12 protein-coding genes are annotated in these 20,891 nt (G+C 42.4%); 11 read left to right on the top strand and 1 reads right to left on the bottom strand.

The features are described 5' to 3' along the window. Positions 1 to 267 precede the first annotated feature (267 nt). The gene (locus tag BWD42_RS24370; protein ID WP_077439109.1) at positions 268 to 1,371 is read right to left on the bottom strand and encodes a tetratricopeptide repeat protein; all 1,104 of its coding nucleotides are present in this window, start codon (positions 1,369 to 1,371) and stop codon (positions 268 to 270) included. A gap of 458 nt (positions 1,372 to 1,829) precedes the next feature. On the opposite strand from BWD42_RS24370, the gene BWD42_RS24365 reads away from it, so the two are divergent. The 11 genes from BWD42_RS24365 to BWD42_RS24315 all read left to right on the top strand — a co-directional run bounded on the left by BWD42_RS24365 (position 1,830) and on the right by BWD42_RS24315 (position 20,878). Beyond that, positions 1,830 to 4,781 (top strand): SusC/RagA family TonB-linked outer membrane protein, encoded by a 2,952-nt coding sequence (locus BWD42_RS24365; RefSeq protein ID WP_077439107.1) that lies wholly within the window; start codon positions 1,830 to 1,832, stop codon positions 4,779 to 4,781. A gap of 49 nt (positions 4,782 to 4,830) precedes the next feature. Beyond that, positions 4,831 to 6,378, top strand: a complete 1,548-nt coding sequence (locus BWD42_RS24360) for a RagB/SusD family nutrient uptake outer membrane protein (protein ID WP_077439106.1) — start codon at positions 4,831 to 4,833, stop codon at positions 6,376 to 6,378. A 138-nt stretch (positions 6,379 to 6,516) separates the two neighbouring features. Next, entirely contained in the window at positions 6,517 to 7,176 is a 660-nt protein-coding gene (locus tag BWD42_RS24355) for a fasciclin domain-containing protein (RefSeq protein ID WP_077439104.1), read from the top strand. Between the two features lie 3 nt (positions 7,177 to 7,179). Beyond that, positions 7,180 to 8,166 (top strand): DUF5007 domain-containing protein, encoded by a 987-nt coding sequence (locus tag BWD42_RS24350; protein ID WP_077439102.1) that lies wholly within the window; start codon positions 7,180 to 7,182, stop codon positions 8,164 to 8,166. 14 nt (positions 8,167 to 8,180) lie between these two features. Then, positions 8,181 to 11,348 carry a SusC/RagA family TonB-linked outer membrane protein gene (locus BWD42_RS24345; protein ID WP_254846315.1) on the top strand — a complete coding sequence of 1,056 codons (3,168 nt, stop codon included), beginning with the start codon at positions 8,181 to 8,183 and terminating at the stop codon, positions 11,346 to 11,348. An 11-nt stretch (positions 11,349 to 11,359) separates the two neighbouring features. Further along, the gene (locus tag BWD42_RS24340) at positions 11,360 to 12,952 is read left to right on the top strand and encodes a RagB/SusD family nutrient uptake outer membrane protein (protein ID WP_077439128.1); all 1,593 of its coding nucleotides are present in this window, start codon (positions 11,360 to 11,362) and stop codon (positions 12,950 to 12,952) included. Between the two features lie 32 nt (positions 12,953 to 12,984). After that, complete coding sequence (locus BWD42_RS24335) at positions 12,985 to 13,710, top strand: fasciclin domain-containing protein (RefSeq protein ID WP_077439126.1); 726 nt, start codon at positions 12,985 to 12,987, stop codon at positions 13,708 to 13,710. Positions 13,711 to 13,722: 12 nt separating this feature from the next. After that, entirely contained in the window at positions 13,723 to 15,324 is a 1,602-nt protein-coding gene (locus BWD42_RS24330) for a DUF5008 domain-containing protein (RefSeq protein ID WP_077439098.1), read from the top strand. Positions 15,325 to 15,351: 27 nt separating this feature from the next. Next, positions 15,352 to 17,112 carry a LamG-like jellyroll fold domain-containing protein gene (locus BWD42_RS24325; protein WP_077439096.1) on the top strand — a complete coding sequence of 587 codons (1,761 nt, stop codon included), beginning with the start codon at positions 15,352 to 15,354 and terminating at the stop codon, positions 17,110 to 17,112. A gap of 12 nt (positions 17,113 to 17,124) precedes the next feature. Continuing rightward, complete coding sequence (locus tag BWD42_RS24320) at positions 17,125 to 19,116, top strand: M60 family metallopeptidase (RefSeq protein ID WP_077439094.1); 1,992 nt, start codon at positions 17,125 to 17,127, stop codon at positions 19,114 to 19,116. A gap of 19 nt (positions 19,117 to 19,135) precedes the next feature. Further along, positions 19,136 to 20,878 (top strand): alkaline phosphatase family protein, encoded by a 1,743-nt coding sequence (locus BWD42_RS24315; RefSeq protein ID WP_175992145.1) that lies wholly within the window; start codon positions 19,136 to 19,138, stop codon positions 20,876 to 20,878. Positions 20,879 to 20,891 lie beyond the last annotated feature (13 nt).

Below are 20,891 nucleotides of genomic sequence, written 5' to 3'. Positions count from 1 at the left end.
TAAATTCTCTACTATATACAATTTTAAATTAAGCTGAATATAGAACAGATTTATCGTTCTCTTTTTTGCTACCAATAAACTTTTATTAAAGGAAATAAAAATATTCAGCTCTTATTGATAAGCGTGCTAAATTTAGTGAAATTCATAGCACATTAACATAGATTCTAAAAATTTATTTGATTTATCCTCTAATATTTACAAAAAGCTTAAAGTACGATTTATTTTTTACTTTCGATTTTTCAGTTGATATGATCTGATGAAAGTCGATTAATTGTATAATTCATTTTTCAGTTGCGTATAAGCCTTGTAGGTCTGGTCAGCCGAAGGATAATCCTTTAGGGTAAGGTATACTTCCCCCAATTTGTCCAATATAGCCAGTGACAACTGTTTATTATTCTCATTGGAGGCCAGTTCGGCCGCCTGAATAAATTCCTTGACCGCCACTTTGTAATTGCCATCCTTCTGCTTGGAAGCGGCAAGTAAATATTCGATTTCTGCCAGTTCTCCACTCAGATTTTTGGCATTTGCCAGATCCCGGGCCTGGAGCAGAAACCATTGTGCTTCGGTGTATTTGTTTTGCTTAAAATAAATCTCTGCGAGCATCTCCCAGGCGAATATTTTGCCCTCATAGGCCTTTGCCTTATTAAATAGGGGGATGGCGCTTCGGATGATGTTGTTTTCAGCCGCCTTAAAGTTTCCCTGTCCCGCGCGCGCCATTGCAAGCAACAACCAGGCATTGGCCTGCTCCACATAGCTTTTGCTTACCGTGGCATAGGTATGGTACTTTTGGGCATTTTCTTCGGCCTTGTCAAAATCCCCATGATACAGCTGAAAGTTGCTTAGGTTCAGGTTGATCGTTGCAATATCATCTTTATTGTCGGTCCGATTCGCCAATGACAGGGCCTCATATAAAAATTTGGAAGCGCTGCTACTATCGTTATTCTTGATTGAAAATAGCCCCGCTTCGTTGGCCAGGGCATAGCCTGCAATCCAGTTCTCGGCTTTTCTCTGATTGTCAATCACCGTATTCCATGCACTGGTATTGGCGGGAACAGGACTCATCAGATATTGAAAATGGCCCATGTTATTGGTACTTTTCAATTGTAGCAGTAAGCGTTGGAATAGCAGCTGTCTCGCTATTTCCTTACTAAATCCTTTTTTATCGGTATAATTATCTTCGATAATTTCGTTTTCAGTCTTTGGAGGAGGTAGGAAATACACCTCCGGTCCTATACCTTTAAATGTGGTATCGTATTTTTTTATCGCCCCAGTATAATCCTTTGGACTTTGCTGTGCTGCTACCTTCCCGCTTATTCCAACGGTTAAGATTAGGGTAGACAGAAGTAAGGCCCGGTATCTCGTTATCCTCATAAATGATTACGTGTCAATTAACGTCTCATACAAACTTAGCTAAATTGCCTGCCAAAAGCAATTTGTCGATAGCTGCTCTGTCAAAAGCATTTTAACATATCAGAACAAATATGAAGAAAATTTATGTGAAAAAATGTTAAAAGATCCGCGTTATCGATCGCGCTGTTAATTTACTGTTAAAGCTTGCCCTTGATGTGTTTTTAACGCTAAAAATGCCTTTTTAAGGGCATTATGTGTGGTAAATACACTATAACGTTTTCGAGATTAGGACAATCGATTGCGTTTGATTGACATATCGTAGATTAAATTTTATTCCCATAATATTACATTAATTATAAGCACAGTACCTAAAAAGAACAGCGTTTAAAATTGATTATGAAACCATTTGTGTTGGAATTTCCCAGCACCTAACCAAGGTATGATGGCTTGCGCCATCTCCCTAACCATTTGAATCATTTATGAAAAAAACTGTAACCTATTGTACGTTATTTTTTCTATTGAGTTCCGGCTATTTAACTGATTTAAGAGCCGCACCCGATTTGGCACCAAAGCGCATTAATGGATACTTTGGACAGCAGGTAGACACGCTTTCAAAGGATTCTATTATATATTATTCATTGGATCCGACCAAACCCTATCTCGGTGTAGATACGGTAAATATTGCTGCAGTGAAAAAAAGACCAGATCTCACTTTACAGCAGATGCTGAAAGGCGGTAATGCCGGAGTATATGTACAGGAACCTTCAGGCGAACCCGGAACAATCAAACAGCATGTATTAATCCGTGGTTTGGCGCGACCGATTATCAGCATCGAAGATGTTAACAAAAGCAAGCCTTTGATTGTTTTGAATGGAATTCCGTTGATTGATGAAAGTACATTGAGCTATGCGATCCAGAATTATAGCCTGCAGCCGATCGGTGCGGCAACAAATATCAACAGTATTTTTAACGCGGATAATATTGAATCGATCCATATACTAAAAGATTATAGCACTGCGGCGATATTCGGACCTAGAGCTGCCAACGGGGTGATTTATATAACCACCAAAAATGCAAAGGCGGGACAGCGGAAAATAAGCGTGAACAGCCACTATGGTTATGCAACGCCATCAAACGTGACGACAATCAATGCGGATTTTGAAAAGAAATTTAGGCAGCCATTCTATACGAAGTATGCAAGTGAAAAGCAATTAGCAGCTTACCCAGCTTACCTGAGCGATTCATCCAACGTCAATTTTTACGGACCTTCCAACTGGACCGATCTTTATTATAAAGCAAAGCCAATATATGATATCAACGGAAGCTTAGAAGGGGGATCTGAACGAGCCAACTTTCGCTTCTTCGGAAATTATGCCGGGGATGCCGGAGCAGCAGACGAAACGAGCATAAATCGTTATCAAGCAGCCTTCTATCTCAATATGCTGCCCATAAAATGGTTGACCATATCAAGTATGATTCAAGGCACACGGCTCAACAGAGACCGCAATAGATCCATTATCGAACGTTTGGGCGAGACAGCTTATATTCCTGATTTGTCAACGCCATTGGCACCAAATAAAGATCTCTATGGAGTCTATCTCAATGAGTATCAGAAATCGATCGATGAAAATAATGTCACCAGTTTATTAGGTTCCTTCTCGCTCAATTTTGCAATTCTTAAAAACTTGAATTTTGCGCCCAAGTTGTATCTCGACTATAACGAAAACGTGCGCAATGTTTTTTGGCCGTCTACCTTAATGTCTGGAAATAATTACGTGTCGAATTATTATGGTTACAATGAACGAATGGTATTCGATAATACATTGAACTATAGATACACCATTAATAATAAAAGTAATGTATTTGTTGAAGCTGGATTTAACTACCAGTCTGACAAACAGAAATACAATTTTATTCAGGGATATAAAGGGCCAAACGATTTTATCAAGGTCAATGTGGTGGAAGGAGATAGCCAAAAGGAGAATTATCTGAAGGCTGTTGGTTTTATTCCATACTACTATCGGGACCGCATGGATTTTAAATTGGCTTCTGCCTATTTCCGTGGTACCTATACGCTGGATAAAACACTTAAATTGGGCGCTTTGGTCAGACGGGATGGGTCTTCTGCCGTACAGGCCGACCATCGATGGTTTACCTCCTTTGCTTTTAATGGAGAATATGACTTTAATTCGCTATTGAAAAATGATCGTTTCGGTGGATTAAAACTGCTCGCTTCATGGGGAAGGCTAGGAAATCTTCCGACCACAGATATTGAGGCGGCAGGGCCGCAGTATGTCTCCGAAGTTGGATGGGATACCAATAAGACGGTTCCTTCATTCAACGGAATCGGAACCATTACCAGACCTTATCGTTCGGGATGGATCGGATACGAATTACCTTGGTCTTATACCGATATGTTCAATGCTGGAATTGATCTCGCATGGAAAGGGGATAAAGTCACATCCCGGATTGAGTTCTACAATAAGGATAATAAGGATGTGACTTTTACGGTTCCCACGGTCGCCGAATCGGGTTATCAATACGAGCACCTAAGTGGTATGGCGATTAACAATAAGGGCGTAGATTTTACATTGAACTTCAATTTCCCAGCACCCACGGATGCTGTATCCTGGAATAGCTCGTTTAATATTGCTTACAACAGCAACCAATTGAAAGCGCTGCCCCGTGGGTTGAATGAAATTGAAATCGCTAATAGAAAACTGGCAGTGGGTAGTCGTATAGATCAATTTTGGGTTCTTAAGAATCAAGGGATCTATGCGAATGATATTGATGTACCCGTAAATACAGATCATAAGATCTTGACATATAATGGTACAGAGATGAAAGGTGGTGATCCGCGTTGGCAAGATACCAATGGCGATTTTGATATCAATAATAAAGACCGGGTTTTGATGGGAAATTATATGCCCAAGTTTACCGGTGGATTCTACAATCGTTTCGGATGGAAAAATTTTGACCTGAGTTTCCTTTTATATTTCAACCTTAAAAAAGATGCGCTAAATGCACAGGCTGCACGCTATTTTGATTTCGCAAATCAGGATGAAGGACATACCCTTAGTTCAGTTCGTGATATCACCTATTGGGAGAAAAATTTTGATGAATCGGCATATCCCCGCTATAATCCTTGGTCGCCGGTTTCACCCTACCAGGTGGAGCAGGATATGTTTTTAGAAGATGCGTCCTTCGTCAAATTACGCAACCTTACGCTTGGTTATGATTTTACATCAATGGTCAAAAAATCCGGAGCTCGTTTTTCGAAAATGTATGTCTACCTCAGCGGTAGTAATCTGCTGACGTTGACTAAGTATTCCGGCCGGGATCCTGAACTGATCAATTTCTTTGGATATGACACAGGAGAGGGCTTACGACTTCCCAAAACACTTGTATTAGGAATTAAGCTGGATTTTTAAGGAGAGTCACCTACTCAAACTCTCATTAACCATTGAAAAAAATATTAGGATGAAAACAATACAACAAAACCTGAGAAAATATAGCAAATTAAGCATGTTGCTGATCACTTTTGCGACAACCGGAACACTTCTGTCAGGGTGTAGTAAAATGTTGGAGGTTGACTCAAGACATATTGTCAACGAGGAAAATAAATGGAAAGACATTAATGATGCCAGGGGCTCCCTAATGGGAGTGTATGGGTTGTTACGCAGCGCGATGGCCCAAGATAATGGCTATTGGCTTTACGGCGAATTACGTTCTGGAGATTTTTCGTCAGTCAATAAGCGGGATTTGGATGTGATTATCAGTGGTGAACTGAATTCGTCCTATCCTTTGGTGCAAAAGTTGAGCAACTGGCGTAAATTTTATGCCGTGATCAACGCTGCGAATCTCTTTATTGAGAACTCGCCAAAAATAGTTGCAAAAGACGCTCAGTATACCGCCTTGAATAATAAAATTGACATTGCTCAAATGCGCGTGATCAAAGGATTTTGCTATTACCTGTTGGCGCGTACCTGGGGCGATGTGCCGATCTGGGATAAATCGTATGAAGGTAACTTCCCCAATATAAAGGCATCCGCAGAAAAAGAAGTTTTGGTATATGCCGAAAATCAGATTAAATCAGTCAAAGATGATTTGCCTTTTATCTATGGTAGTGACACAGATCCCGTATATCCAACCTTAAATTATCATGGCTCCAATCGTGATAAGTGGAACGGTGTACTTTTCAACCGTTTATCGGCGAATACGATTTTGGCACATATTGCGGCTTGGGCCGGCAACTATCTGGAGGCCTCCGTATACGCCGATTATGTACTGACCAATGCCGGTAAATCTGGAGCATCGTTCAATCTGTCAAGCAATATCACCAGTGCAAATGGATTCTTTTATAATTCTTCCAATTCGCAATTGGTCGCTTTCCCCTTCAAATGGAGCGAAAGTGAGGCTTCCTATGAAGGACATTTAGAACAACTGACTTTAGCGAGCCCATTGGTCTCAAAAGCAATACCAGATATCTATATCCCCAGAGATCGTATTGTTCAAATTTTTACAGAGGATAATGATGTCCGCTTTAATATTACCAAAGATGGAAGCACCCTATCCACCTATTTTTCCAATATCGGTGGCCAGTATCCTATTTTTAGTAAGATCAAGGTAATACGTGAGGGCGTTTCAGGTGCAGACGGTTCATTGCCATTGTTCAGTTCTGCAATTGTGTTCTCCCGCATGGAAGAGGTAGCATTACTTCGGGCAGAGGCTCTGGTTGTATTGGGACAAAAGGAGCTTGCCAAAGGCCTGCTGGACCAGGTGCGTAAGAGCAGGGGCTTGCAAGATTCGCCGAATGAGACCGATTTACTGGATGCCATCTTTGCCGAAAGAAGAAGAGAGCTGCTCGGCGAAGGCTGGCGCTGGTATGATCTGGTACGGTATAAAAAGCTTAAACGGAATGATACGGAGTTCAATAAATTGATTGATGGTAAAGGAATCTTCTGGCCGATCGCGCAAGATGTGCTCAACAATAATACCCAGTTAAGTCAAAATTCATTTTGGAAATAATATAAGAGATAGGAAACCACTATGATTTATCCAATTATACTGGAGAATGAATCGCATAGATTCATTACCACTAAAACCGCCGAAGGCAGCGTGAATACCTTATTCTAAAAATAATTGATGAACAAATAATTTATACAGATGAAAAAATATTGTACAGTTAGAATGCTCATGCTGCTGTTTAGCTTTATTATCATGAGCTGTAGTAAAACCGATGGTTATTATGATTTCGAGAATCAAGAAAACCTATTCGAGGGAAATACGATTGCTTATTTTGAATCAAAACCAGCGGCTTATGATTCTTTGTTGCAGGTATTATCATTTTTCCCAGAATTAAAGGACCAGCTTGCTACTGACAGTCTTACGGTATTTGCGCCTACAAACGCATCTTTTCAATCAGCGATCAGCAATTTAAATTTGGTGCGAAAGAACCAGCAGAAGTCACCTTTGTACTTAAAGGATTTAAACAGAGATCAGCTGGATACTTTAGTAAGTAAATATATTGTCAAAGGGATTGTGACAACAGAATCAATGCTTTATGTGGATGGTTTGTTTGTTAATTCCCTGAACTACGAGCAACCGATGCACGCGCAACGGATTAAACAGGAAGCATCCGGATTGGTTGACGGCGGGTTAGTGACCGTATATTATAGTGATACCAAGGGATCTAATTTTACGCAGTATTGGACACGCTCCGCAACACAAGCCGTAAATATAAAAACCAAAAACGGTGTGGTTCATATTTTGGCCAGTGGCCATGAATTTGGTTTTGGCGAATTCTTAACCCGCGTTAATCTGTAAATTATGAATAAAAAATATATTCAATTGATGCTTTTTGCGGCGATCGGAATACTGTTTTCCAGCTGTAAGAAAAATTTTCCATCCGATTTGGACGCGTTCAGCTTGGACATGAACTTTACGCAGACAGAGTTTAAACCCGTTTTGGGAAAGACCACCCAATATCAGGACATTTTTAATGCGGGCGAATCGACACTGCCCCTGAGTTTTCGGATTTCTGCCGTTCGTACCTTCGACGGAAAAGAAGCGCCCGAACTGCTCAAATTGTTTCCCGTTTCTATTTGGAAGCAACCTTATACGGGGGGCGAAAAAACACTGGCTGAGATTCAGGCCAAGCGGGATACCGTCATGCGCCCCTTATGGGAAATTGGCCAGCATTCGGGCAATCTGACGATGCATGCGGCTGCCAGTTCCATCGTATTAAAATCTTACCCTGATTCCGGTTATTATTTCGATGTTGAAGTAAGCAGCAATGGTGGACGCCGATTCTTTAAGGACATGCACCTCACGCCATTGAAAGAACAAGCCTATGAACCCTACGTGGAAAGTGGCTATTTGTACCCAAATACAGTAATCAATGTTGTGGGGGATTCCACGAGGACACTTGTCGTCCCTAGGATATGGTTTTATAAGAAAGGAGAAGGGAGTTCATTGAGTTTCAAATTCCTTGGACCGGACTTGCAGCCCATTAAATTATCCAAATTTAATAATACCGACTGGGATAATCTGATACATGGTTTTAATAAGACATTTGCGGCCGACTCCACTGCTGTCCGCTATGATGTAGCTTATCCTATCCCGTTGGTCCCAACATTGAAGACAAAGTGGACCAGTGCGGGTAGGGCATCTACAGCTTTTACTTACACACGGATTGCCGCTGGGGGGCTCCGTGATATCGGGGCTATACTGTTCAACTTTAGTATTTATGAAAAAGGCGATTGGGAGATTATATTTTTCTTCCCCGATGAGAAACCTTTGTTCGATAATGATTAACCATGAAAAACCAAATGAGAAGATACATATTAATCAGTTGCTTGATGTTGATCGTGGGGCTCGCCGTGGCACAGGAAATGGTCAATGTTACAGGTTTCGTTCAGGATCAGGGCACACGGAGCGGCGTTTCTGATGTGACGATACGGTCTACCCAGCTCAATAAACCGCTGGGCTCGACAGATAAGAGAGGTTTATTTAAGATAAGTGCCCCTAAAAATGACGTACTGATCTTTACCAGTACCGGTTATAAACGGACGACCGAATCATTGGAGGGCAAAAAGGCGTTTACGTTTACGATTTATATGACCCGGGAAGAGAATACGCTGAAAGAAGTCGTCGTGCAGGGATTCGCCACAAGGAAACGGGAGACATTGACCGGTTCGTCTATGACCATCGATGGTAAACAGCTACAGGACAATCCGGTATCGAATGTCACGGAGTTGCTACAAGGTAAAGTGGCGGGGATGAACGTGCAGGTCAATAGCGGCCAGCCGGGAGTGAGAGCCTCGGTATTGGTCCGTGGCTTATCTAATATTTCGGTGAGTGGATCCGGTCAGGATGCATTTTTAACGCCCACCTCACCGCTTTATATTGTGGATGGGGTGCCTGTGGACGACAATACGGACTTTCAATATGGATTTAACAGTGCTGGTACAGGTATCAGTCCTATCTCCTTGATCCCGCCTGAGGATATTCAGTCCATAGATGTTTTAAAAGATGCCGCTGCTACAGCCTTATATGGTTCAAGAGGGGCATATGGTGTAATTCGCATCACGACAAAAAGAGGACTTTCAAAGGTACCGATCATTCAGTACTCAACCAACCAATTTTTTAATCTGCCACCGCAGCTGAGGGATGTTCTGGGGGGTAAAAACGAACGTCTTACCCGCATTAATCAGGTATTGAATAATTCCGGTGGCTATTATAATGGCCGAGATCTGATCTTTGATAATCAAATCCTATCGGATAGTTTAAATCCTTATTTTAACAATTCGACCAATTGGCAGGATGTTTTCTATAGGCCTACCTATAGCCAATCCCACAACGTGAATGCATCGGGTGGTGATGCCACATTTAATTATAAGATCAACGGGCAGTACTACACACAAAAAGGAATTGTTCAGAATACTGGTTTTGACCGTTATACATTGACCATGAATTCGGAGTACCGACCGACTGATCGTTTTCGCATGTTTGTCAACATGGCCGGTAATATCGGACGCCAGCAAACCGGAACTGGTACCGCTGTAAGCCAGGGCGGCGTGGCCAATTCCGCATCAGCATCCTCCTTGCTCCCCTCACCGAGCTCCCCATTTGTCGACCCAACAGTGGCCGAGAGTATATTGGGACGCAATGATAACCGGACTACGGATGTTAAATCCAATGTGGAACTGGAGTATGAAATTATTCCCGGTTTGCGTGCAAAAAATAATTTCAGTTACAATTATATCAGTGACCGCACAGATAAATTTGCGCCATCTGTGTCCAATAATAATGTCTCGAAACTCTATAATTACGATTCGCAGCGTAATACGATTTATAACATGGCCCAATTGACCTATATTAAATCCTGGGGACCCGAAGATAAACATATTCTGACGACCTATGTGTTCAATGAATTGAACTTATTGAATTTTAAGGCCAAGGCCCAACAGCCAGAAGGTTTCAGCAATGATCAGCTAGAGGGCCCGATAGGGCATGGTTCTGCTAGGGGAGGGGTGCTTGACAACGCCGCAGATGTGCGTTCTGCAGGTTTTGCGGGAGCAATCAGTTATAACTACATGTCCAAGTATGTCGTGGATTTTACCTATCGTTTTGATAAATCCTCGAGTACAGGTCCTGATGTACCATGGCAAAAGAATCCTTCTATTTCGGCAAGATGGAACATGCAAAAAGAGAGTTTTCTTCAGGATGCCGCCGAAAACTGGCTGGATTATCTTTCACTGCGTGCCGGTTGGGGTAAAAATATTGTACCAACAGGTACTGTATTTGATGCCAATGGAAAGTACATTTTTACAGGCGAGTTTAACAACAATCCCACGATTGGATTTGACTGGGGACAGATGCCGAATAGTAAACTAATTCCTTCGACAACAACTTCAAGCAGTTTGGCGGTGGAAGCGGGCATATTGGGAAATCGTATTACGACTATCCAAGAGCTTTATTACAAACAGGTTGACAATACCTTGTGGGATCGTCAGCTGGCCGATCACAATGGTTTCAAAATGCTAAAAGGCAATGACGTAAGTATGGTCAATTATGGCTACGAATTCACTTTTATGTTTAGGCCTCTTCCATCAAGCAGTCAGGTCAATTGGAATATCTCTCTAAATGGTGCAGTGAATAAAGATATCTTAACGCGTCTTCCGGACAATGCGCGGCAATATGTTCTTAGAGACAAGGAGGCGAATGGTTTCGATACCTATTATCGTTTAGGACGCAATAGCATGTCCTTCCTATTATATGACTATCGGGGTGTATTTTCAACAGATGAGGCCGTGCCCGTCAATCCCGAGACAGGTGAGAGTTATAAAACTATTCGTGATGGTAAAACCTATTATTTTCAGGCAGGAGATCCTTATTGGACTGATCTAAATGGTGACTATATCTTAGATGACCGTGACCGTGTCATTGTCGGAAATGCCCAGCCTAAAGTGACAGGCGGTTTGTCCACATTCATTCAGTACAAAAACCTTAGCTTAAATGTCAATACATCCTTTACGTTAAAAAGGGACGTGATCAATGCAGCGATGGCTAGCCAGATGAATTCCTACGCGAACCCCTTGTTTGGTGATACGCGTGGACAAAAAAATTCAGCACTCCTACCGATGGATGGATATGATTTTTGGACCAATTATGGTGATAATTCATTTTTGCCCAATCCTTTTGATTATTCAAGAAGTGGTGGGGTAAGACCTTTCCGGCCCAATCAGACACTATTTTTGGAGGACGGCTCCTATTGGAAAATTAATAGCCTTACCCTTGCCTATAATTTCCCGCGCGAATGGACATCCAAATATAAGATTACCTCATTACGTATATATGGTACCGCAAACAACGTATATACATTTACCAAATATACGGGGCCAAATCCAGAAGGTGTGACGGCAATGGGCTATGACCGTTCGGACGGTTACCCTACGCCAAAAACGTATACAGTTGGTCTTAATGTTCAATTCTAATGAATCAGAAAATGAAAAAAAATAACATCCTGCATATTATACTAGGAGCATTCATCCTTATAGGCCTGGTTTCATGTAAGAAATTTTTGAATGTAGAGCCCACAGATAGCCTTTCGGGCAATAATTTTTGGCGCAATAAAGATGATGCCGAAACATTTACGCGTGAGGTATACCGCTTATTCCGTGTCGGTGTGGGGATTGATCGACCTATTCTTTTAGTAGGAGATTTTCGCAATGCACCAGTGTTGCGTACCGCTACATTTCCAAACCGACACGATATTACTTATATCTCAAGAGGGGATATCCGCACCTTGGTCAATACAGCTCGTCCCGAACCGGGTACCGATGCCGACCGGTTCTGGACATACAATGTCGAATGGGATAAAATTAGTGATTGGACCCCAATTTATAAGGTTATTCAATCTGCGAATATTCTGTATTCCCTGGTACCCAAGGTCGCAGAAAATGATCCCTCATTTTCTCAGGATGAGGTGAAAGCTTATCAGGCTGAGGCAGTTTTCATGCGTTGTATGTCTTATTTTGTGCTGCTTCGTCTCTTTGGTGATGTACCCTATTATACCGATGCTTACAATCAGGATCCGCTCCCTCGTACCAAACATGTTCAGGTGGCCAAGTCCTGTCTCGAAGATTTGGAAAAGGTAAAAGATAATCTTCCTTGGACTTATGCCGATCCGGCCAACCGTGGCGTCCGCGCCATGCGTGGATCAGCTTTGGCACTTATGATGCACCTCAATATGTGGATAGCAGGATTTGACGAAGCTAATGCAAAGCAGCATTATGAGGCCGTTGACCGCTTGGGTGACGAACTTTACAACGGCGGGGTGCTAGAAAGCAAAGCGTACGAACTGCTCCCGATCAATCGTGTCGCTGAGGTATTCAACGGACGATCCAAAGAAGGATTATTTGAGATTCCAAACAATGTGAACTATGGTGAATCTTATTCGAATACCCGAAAAACATATTTTGCACATGTGCTACATGCGCCTTATTTCATTTTGAACCAAACGACCACGAATTTAAGTGAGTTAACTTATCAGCCCTATTATATGAAAATGCTTTATCCTGACGGAGAGCAGGATGGTCGTATCAAGAATTGGTTTACCGATCCAAAAGGTAACAACTATATGTACTCTGGAACCGGAGACTTTACGTTCTTCAAATTTTTTAATCTGGCCCTTGGGGAGGGTAATACGGCGCAGTCATTGGGTAACTATCAAATTATGATGCGTTTGGCGGATGCTATATTACTGCAGGCCGAAGCCAATGCGGATCTGGGCAACGACGCCAAAGCGACACAGTTGCTTAATATGATCCGTTCGCGTGCCGAAGCTGGTCTATATCCCGCGAGCAATAATTACGATAATAACCTCAAAGACGCTATCTATTGGGAGCGTTGCAAGGAATTGATGGGCGAAGGCCATTATTATTATGATCTGGTCCGGACCGGAAAACTCTATAAAGGAGCATATAGTATGAATCCTATAACCTATAATGACTTTTTGCAGGAGGCATGGACCTGGCCGATCGATCCAAAAGCCATGAACAACAATCCATATATGACTTTAAATAACTATTGGAAATAGAAAGGAGAACGCGCACAATGAAATTAAATAGTATGATAGCATCAGTAGTCTTATTGCTGACCATTTTGTCGTCATGTAGCAATAAAGATTACTTTGAAGACAGCGGAAAACATGATCCCCGTTTTAAGGGCAATATGATGGCATACTTGGATTCCAAGGCCCAGCATCCGGAGGATCCATTTGACACCTTGGTGCAGATTATCCGATATGCGGGTATGGAAGAGCTATTCAAGAATGAAAAAATTACGTTTTTCGCTCCGCCAGATCCGACCTTTGAAAAAGCCCTGGTTAACCTGAATCTCAATTTATATACCTTGGGTAAGGATACCATACAATCTTACAAAGATGTAAAACCTGAAGTCTACCGGCGCCTATTGAGCGAATATATTGTTGAAGGAGATTTTGGACTGATCGATTTTAAACAAGTAGATACGGCTGCAAAATACGCTTTTGGAGGACAGATTTTTCAGACCTATAATGAGGAGCAGGCCATCAATGTGGGAGTGGTATTTCACGATCTTAAAAATGGCGATGCCACGATCAAATATGGTGGACCGAGACAACTTATGGTTTCCTATGTGCCCGATTTTACGAATCCCACACAGAACTGGATCAGCACATTCGTCGCATCGTCCAATATACAGCCCGATAATGGCCGGGTACATGTGCTCAACTACAGGAGACATACCTTTGGCTATATGGGTGCACGATTTACAGCGCTGGCAATGGAACTTGGAATAGATTATCATACCAAATAATAGCACAAAATAATGAACGTAATTAACTATATCTGCTCAGGAGTTTTGATGCTCGGTCTCTATTCCTGTAGTAATAAACTCGAATATGGACCAGATCCTTATGCAGGCGCGAAGGAGCCTCTTAATATCGTTTTTGGCGAGGGAACACCTTCACCTTCGCAAGCTAAACCCGGAGGCGAAGTCGTTTTTAACGTGCGTGGTTTGTTAAAATACAAAGATCAACTGAAATTTTATATCAACAATATACCTGCGCAGGTGACCGATATTAGTGATTCTACCCTGACTGGTATCGTTCCTGAAGATTGTAGTACCGGTGGTGTTAAGGTGGTGGTGGATGGGCAGATATTTGCAGGGCCGATGTTGCCTATTATTGGCAAACTTGCTGTCGATCCAACTTTCCAATCCGGTGTTGGGGCAAATGGCCCTATTTATTCCATTTTGAGAACGTCGGCCAATCAGCTATTCATCGGTGGGGCTTTTACAGATTACAACGGTAATGCGGCCTCATCTAAGATCTCTGGTATAGCGCGTATCAGCAACAATGGAGAATTTGTGCGGGGTATGCAATTTGGATTGGGGATCACAGGGGCGATTACCTCCATGAGTGAGACTGTTGATAAGGATATTTTGATTTCAGGAAATTTTACGCAATATGACACGATCAAATTGGTCCGCAATATTACCACCGTTAGTACGACTGGGGCGCTTCAGGTCAAATCCACACCTATTCTTAATTTAACCTCCGACCCTACAAAAAGTAACCTGATCGCCCCTGTCTTCAATGGCGGTACTGCCTCTCCGATTGTGAGGTCCTTCTATCAGAATAATAAGGTAACAGTTGTTGGTCAATTTGCTTATTATGTCAACAACTACTACACGAGATCTACTTACGATAATATCCTAATGGATATTTTTCCAATGGGTGGAGTGGCTCGTATGCACGCCGATGGCGCATTGGATGACAGCTATTTTGTCAATAAAAATACACTCCCCAACAAAGGATTTGATGGTGTGAATGGCATCGTCAATGACGCATTTTTGCAAGATGACGGCAAATTGATTTTGGTAGGAGCCTTCACCCGTTTTAACAATACGCAGACCGCCAACAATATTGTACGGCTCAAGGATGATGGAACCTTTGATACCGACTTTCAGATGGGCAGCGGAGCTAATGGATTTATCTATGATATTAGCTATTCCAAACAGAACAAAAAATATATCGTTATCGGAAGTTTCACCACATTCAATGGCAAAGCAGCTAAGGGAATGGCCATGCTCAACGAAGATGGTAGTCTTGACCCCAATTTCCAGAGTTTGGGCTTCGCATCAGGAGTGCCAAATAACACGGTGCAGTTATCCAATGGTATGATTATCGTAACCGGTTCTTTTACGAGATACAATGACATTATCCGGGAAGGATTTATGGTTATTGACAGCAAAGGCAAACTTGTCAAAGATTATAACAATACAGGAAGACTTGTCGGGACAATATTTGATGCTTTGGAGGGAACCAATAGCTTGGGGCAACGAACAGTTACCTTGGTTGGGGATATACAGTCCTTCAGCGGTAAAAGTAACCTGGGAAATATCATACGGTTAACCTTATTGGATTAATCTTATTCAACTATAAAATCTAAAGAAATGAGAAGAGATATAGGAAAGAAGATCCGGTTTGCAGCCTGGAGTTGCCTGTTGATGATATTATCATCTTCGTGTAACAAAAACATGGAAGGCAAACTGGAGTTTGGATCCGAACCTAAGGATCTAGGACTGACCGCCAATCAATACAAAATAGCGTATATCGTTGTTGAAGGGGCTGTCGGGACAGTTGTTGGCAATGAAGCAACCGATTATGGAAGCATGCCCAATATGGCTGCATTGAGCTTGAACGGTGTATTTAGCTGGAATTCGGTCAGTAGTGAAAACGGGACATTGGCGACGAATTACGCTGATCTTTTGACAGGCACGGAGGTCAGCAAACATCGGGTGAAGGACGATCAATTGAACGGAAATAATCTTGCTGCGTATCCGACAATATTTAAACGTATCAAGCAATATAAACCGAGCCGCACAGCCTTGTTAACATCTAATCCGCTAGTTTCTACTATAATCGAAAGCGGTAGTTTGGACCTGAATTCGGTTTTTTCCAATGATTCCGAAGTATTAAAAGCGGCAAAAGAAGAGCTAGGGAAAGAGGATGTAGGCTTTATGATGGCAACCTTCTCCAATGTACGTATTACGGGCGATCAAAGTGGTTATGGCCCCGACAATGACAAGTATATTCAGGCATTGGCCCAGTTTGACAGGCAGCTCGGCGAAATAAGGAAAACAATTATCGCACGTAAGAATTATAAAAATGAGCGTTGGCTTATTGTAGTGGCATCGACGAATGGCGGAAAATACGAACTTAATCCCGCCTTACAAGATGGAAGTGTATTTGCGATCCCTGAGCGGAATAATTTTGTCTTGATGAATAATCCCGAATTTAGCTATAAGCTGGTCGAACGTATGGAAACAGTAGACCCGGCATGGACAAGTTCGGCTGTGACCTTTGTCAGTAATAGCACAGCCTCCAATCAGATTTATGGACAGATGAGTGTAGCTGACGGTAAAGCCTTTGATATCGATAAGACAAAAGAATACACCATTGGATTTAAAATCAAAATCACGGAATTTGGAAATCTAAATACGACTTTATTGGGTAACCGTACCAGTACCTCCGGAGGGGAGGCTGGTTGGGCGTTTTTGACAGGGACCGACGCTAGCGAAAACAACCTTTCAAAAGGAAGTTTCCGTTTTAAAGTGGCCAATACCTCTATTTACTTTAGCAAAAAATTAGCGACTAATACCTGGTACGCTGTTTTCGCACGTATTTATAAAGAGGGAGACAAACAATATGCGACTATTTATGTCGACGGTGTAGCGGGTGAGACCAAAGAAATTACGAATTCGAACGGTATCGGAGCAGGACGTTTTCAGCTGGGATATGGTAATGGCTACATCGAAAAAACACAAAAACAGCTCATGGCCGATGTTCGTTTTTATAACGCAGCCCTGCCAGTGGATTATATAAAGAGCAACTATTGTACAACCATGTCGACAGCAGGATCGGATGCCTATTACAATAATTTGATAGGTTATTGGCCTGCAAATGATCGGGATAATATCATCCGCGACAAAACTGGCAATAAACGCAATTTTAACCTGATAGGTGCATTTGCCTATACCTCTTTTTCTGAGCGGGCGGGCAATTTATGTCCAACGCTACCCGATAACCTTGAACGTTATGTGGTACGTACGGTAGATGCTCCGCTGATGATCTATAATTGGATGAATATTATTGAAGTAGGACAGTTTGAATTGGATGCCCAAAGTTGGAGTCCAGCATTTTCCAATAATTAACCGGTAATACAGATGAAAAGAAATTATAACTATATTTTGGTATTGGTAGGGCTGTTAACTGTGCTGTATTCCTGCCGGAAAGATCGCCTTAGCCCGGCAGACAATGGTTATTCATCCGGTGAATACCAGGATACCGTCAATGTCAATATTGATACGAACCGTTTTAAAATTGACTATTCCAAATATACACAGGCCCGCTTGTTTCCAGGACTCATGGACCAAAAAGAACCTCGTTTAGAAAATTATCTGGTGCAGGTTGATTTAAAATATGAGGAAATCCGGTCGATGGATCTTCGTATATCAGTGGCCCCCGGAGCCTGGCAGAGCACAGGGGTATATGCCCCTGCCGGCGAACTGATTGTGATCGACGTCCCGGAGGGAATATATGGACTTAGTGCGTTGATCGGTCCACATGTGTCCACCAGCTTGGATGGGATTGATTTTCCTGCCCGGGATGCGGTTATTTCTACGTCAACCAATCTTTTCCCCGGAAAGAACTATATGCGCAACCTTTATGGTGGTTTGGTATATATCATTCCTTCACGTCCCATGGGGCGTATTGTGGATTTACGTTTTTCGGGCGTTGCAAAGGCGCCTAGTTTCAAATTGAGCGGCCCGGGAGCGACAACAAACGAAGAGTGGAAAGCTCTCGTGGCGAAATCCACGGTGCCTTGGTTTGAGTTGGAGGGCGACCGTATCGTTTTTACCATGCAAACCGAGAAACTAAAAAAATACGGGATCGAAGATCCTGCCGAACTGATGAAAACATGGGACAAAGCTATTCGTGAAGGATACTGGGATTGGACGGGCATGACAGAGGGAAATCCTGATATACGCCATCGTGCACCCTTTAACAAATGGCGGATTGTACACGACGTACTGTTTAAACCTGGCGTCGCCCAAGTATCAGGCTATCCGGTCCGCGCAGGAGCAACCGAAAACTATTTCAAGCAAGCTGTGAGCATAGATGGTGTTAAAAATTCGAATTGGGGGACGTTTCACGAACTCGGACATAATATGCAGATGGGATCGACCTGGAATTTTGATGGAAATGGTGAGGTGACCAATAACCTATTTCATTTTAAGGTCTCCAAGATTTTCGGACATCAAAGTTATAAGATTGCTGAGGTTTGGAATAGTGCGGTGCCTTATATCGCGGCGAAAAAGGCAGTTGCCGTATCAAAAGATAGCGTAAACTGGGCGAGTATGGATATAGATGGGAATGCGTACAAAAGCCGGGCCCATGATATTCGCTTGATGATGTATGCGCAGATTTTCGAAAAATATGGATATGACTTTATGACCTATATCTATGTACGTGGGCGTGAAGCGCGTTTTACTTCAGCAAATAATCAGTCTAAAATCGATTTCTTTTATGAGGCCTTATCAGAATTTACAAAGACAGATATGGAACCTTATCTAAATAAATGGGGCATATATGTTAGTGCCGTGTCTAAACGCTATGTGTCCGAAGAAAAAGGATTTCCGCTGTTAAATAGAGCAGTATGGGAATTTAATCCGGTTACCAAAACAGGGGGGGATGGGCCAATTGTGTCCGATGTCAGCACCAAGGATTGGGTGGCGACACTCTCTTCAGGTTATTCTTCGCACGCAAGTTACCCACTTTCAAATCTTTTTGATGGCAAGGATAATACCTTTTGGCATATTGGTGGTGTAAAAGTATTTCCATACAGTATTACAGTAACAAGTCCAAATGAGATCGCTGCGGATGGTTTTTATTTTCAGGGGCGTGCGGGATATTTAGGACGTTACCTAAAAGACTATAGCATCGAAGTTCGGGCAAATGCTTCGGCGACATGGCAAACGGTACCCATGGAAGGAGGTAATTCGTTGGCTATAATGAAAGATGAAGCGAACAAAGTATACGTGAAGTTTGCCGATAATGTCAGAAGGAAATTCAAAGAGTTCCGACTGAATATCAAAGACGCAACCAATCAGGATGTCGCCCTGGCCGAGCTTGGCGCTTGCATATTTGTCAATTAAATTAAAATATACAATTGAGATGAAGAAGAATAAATATATACTGGGAACCTTGTTGGTCTTGACTGCTTGTTGTTTCCTTTCATGCAAGAAATATTTTGATCCCCCCTTGGTTTTTGAAAAAGAAGAACCGCAGATGATGACCAAGGACAGAAAGGTCCTGTTGATTTCCATTGATGGATTGGCGGGGCTGGAGCTGAACAGTTATGTGCCTGCCAACATTGCTAAGCTATTGGAACATTCCAAATATACTTTTGAGAGTATAGCCGATGCCAATACGAAGGATGCTGCTACCTGGACCACCATATTAAGCGGGAAAAACAGCAACAAACATGGCGTATATAGCAATGATTTTGATGCGAACGATGAAGACGATGACGATATCCATGATCATGAAGGCAGTGGCGTGTCAACCGGATTCATTAGCTTATATCAACGTTTATTGGAATCAGGCCGGAATTTCAAAACGCTTTCAGTCACCCCTTGGGAACCTTTGGATCATAATTTATTTAACCTTTCTGATGAGAATGGAGTCGTCGCTTCCGACGAAGCCGCAAAAACTAAGGCGATCGATCGGATCAAAGATGGTGAAAAGGAGCTGGCCTTTGCCGTGGTTAATTTTCGCGATCTAAATAACGCAGGGCTGACTGGAGGTTTCTCGATGGACAACCCTGATTACAAAACAACATTGGATCGTATCGATGGCTATGTAGGCCAGATTGTAAAAGCAGTTGAAGGGCGGAAAAATTATGCGGGCGAAGATTGGTTAATTGTGATTACCGCTAATCATGGTGGTGTGGATAATAGCTACGGTGGGGCTACACTCGAAGAGCGTAAGGTCCCGTTGATTTTCTATAACAAAAACTTTATAAAGGCTCAAATCCAGCTGCCGCAAATTGTAAATACATTGACAGTCAAAAAGGCAGGCAATGATATTCCGATTATGAAAGCGGATCCTAACGCTTACGAAGTTGGTAAAAGCGGTGAATTTACAATTATTTCAAAAGTTAAAGTCTCGGCATTTCCGACAACCAACTCCGTACTTTATGGAAAAACATCCCATGCGTACAGTGGTACAAAAGGTTGGCATTTGATGGTCGAGGGGAGCGGAAAGCGATTTCGTTATATTATGGGAAATGGCACACTGATTTATATCTACGCTCCTGGCCCTTTGACCATAGACCAATGGCATAACGTCGCTTTAAAGATCTATAACGAGGGTGACAAGCGAATGGCGGTGTGCTATATGGATGGCGTGCCGGGTGCTCCCGTAGATATCACCGGAAAAGATCTGACTGCTGGTAGCGCTAACCCATTCTTTATAGGAGCTGGGCCTGCTGGAAAATCTTACGGCGTTGCCACGGCAATTATCAGCAACCTTGCTTTTTATGATACCGGACTATCGGATACGGAAATCAATGCATTTACATGTAAGGACGATATTTCTTCTACCGAGGCAAATTATGTAAATCTGAAAGGATTTTGGAAGATAGACGAAGGTGCCGGTAAAGAATTGAAAAATACAATTCAGACAAGTACGAATACGAGTTTCCTGGCGGATGGGGCTTTGGATTGGAGTGTCCAATCGAAATGGAACTGTTTTAACGATGATGAATTGAAAGAAGAAGCAAAGAAGAAAATCCTTTATCAGCAAGACATCGCTTCGCAGATCTTTTACTGGTTACATGTCAAACCTGCGGATTCCTGGGGCTTGGAAGGGAAAGTGTTCCTAAGCGATTACGAGACTGAATTTATTGGAAAATAACATAACTAACCAT

It is taken from the genome of Sphingobacterium sp. CZ-UAM (assembly GCF_002000245.1).
Classification (GTDB): Bacteria; Bacteroidota; Bacteroidia; order Sphingobacteriales; family Sphingobacteriaceae; genus Sphingobacterium.
Note: the sequence above shows the minus strand (reverse complement) of the source record. Positions and strands in the feature narration are given on the sequence as shown.

Excerpts from the sequence above, each read along its gene's own strand:
- BWD42_RS24370 (WP_077439109.1), bottom strand. The coding sequence starts at position 1,371 with ATGAGGATAACGAGATACCGGGCCTTACTTCTGTCTACCCTAATCTTA.
- BWD42_RS24365 (WP_077439107.1), top strand. The coding sequence starts at position 1,830 with ATGAAAAAAACTGTAACCTATTGTACGTTATTTTTTCTATTGAGTTCC.
- BWD42_RS24360 (WP_077439106.1), top strand. The coding sequence starts at position 4,831 with ATGAAAACAATACAACAAAACCTGAGAAAATATAGCAAATTAAGCATG.
- BWD42_RS24355 (WP_077439104.1), top strand. The coding sequence starts at position 6,517 with ATGAAAAAATATTGTACAGTTAGAATGCTCATGCTGCTGTTTAGCTTT.
- BWD42_RS24350 (WP_077439102.1), top strand. The coding sequence starts at position 7,180 with ATGAATAAAAAATATATTCAATTGATGCTTTTTGCGGCGATCGGAATA.
- BWD42_RS24345 (WP_254846315.1), top strand. The coding sequence starts at position 8,181 with ATGAGAAGATACATATTAATCAGTTGCTTGATGTTGATCGTGGGGCTC.
- BWD42_RS24340 (WP_077439128.1), top strand. The coding sequence starts at position 11,360 with ATGAAAAAAAATAACATCCTGCATATTATACTAGGAGCATTCATCCTT.
- BWD42_RS24335 (WP_077439126.1), top strand. The coding sequence starts at position 12,985 with ATGATAGCATCAGTAGTCTTATTGCTGACCATTTTGTCGTCATGTAGC.
- BWD42_RS24330 (WP_077439098.1), top strand. The coding sequence starts at position 13,723 with ATGAACGTAATTAACTATATCTGCTCAGGAGTTTTGATGCTCGGTCTC.
- BWD42_RS24325 (WP_077439096.1), top strand. The coding sequence starts at position 15,352 with ATGAGAAGAGATATAGGAAAGAAGATCCGGTTTGCAGCCTGGAGTTGC.
- BWD42_RS24320 (WP_077439094.1), top strand. The coding sequence starts at position 17,125 with ATGAAAAGAAATTATAACTATATTTTGGTATTGGTAGGGCTGTTAACT.
- BWD42_RS24315 (WP_175992145.1), top strand. The coding sequence starts at position 19,136 with ATGAAGAAGAATAAATATATACTGGGAACCTTGTTGGTCTTGACTGCT.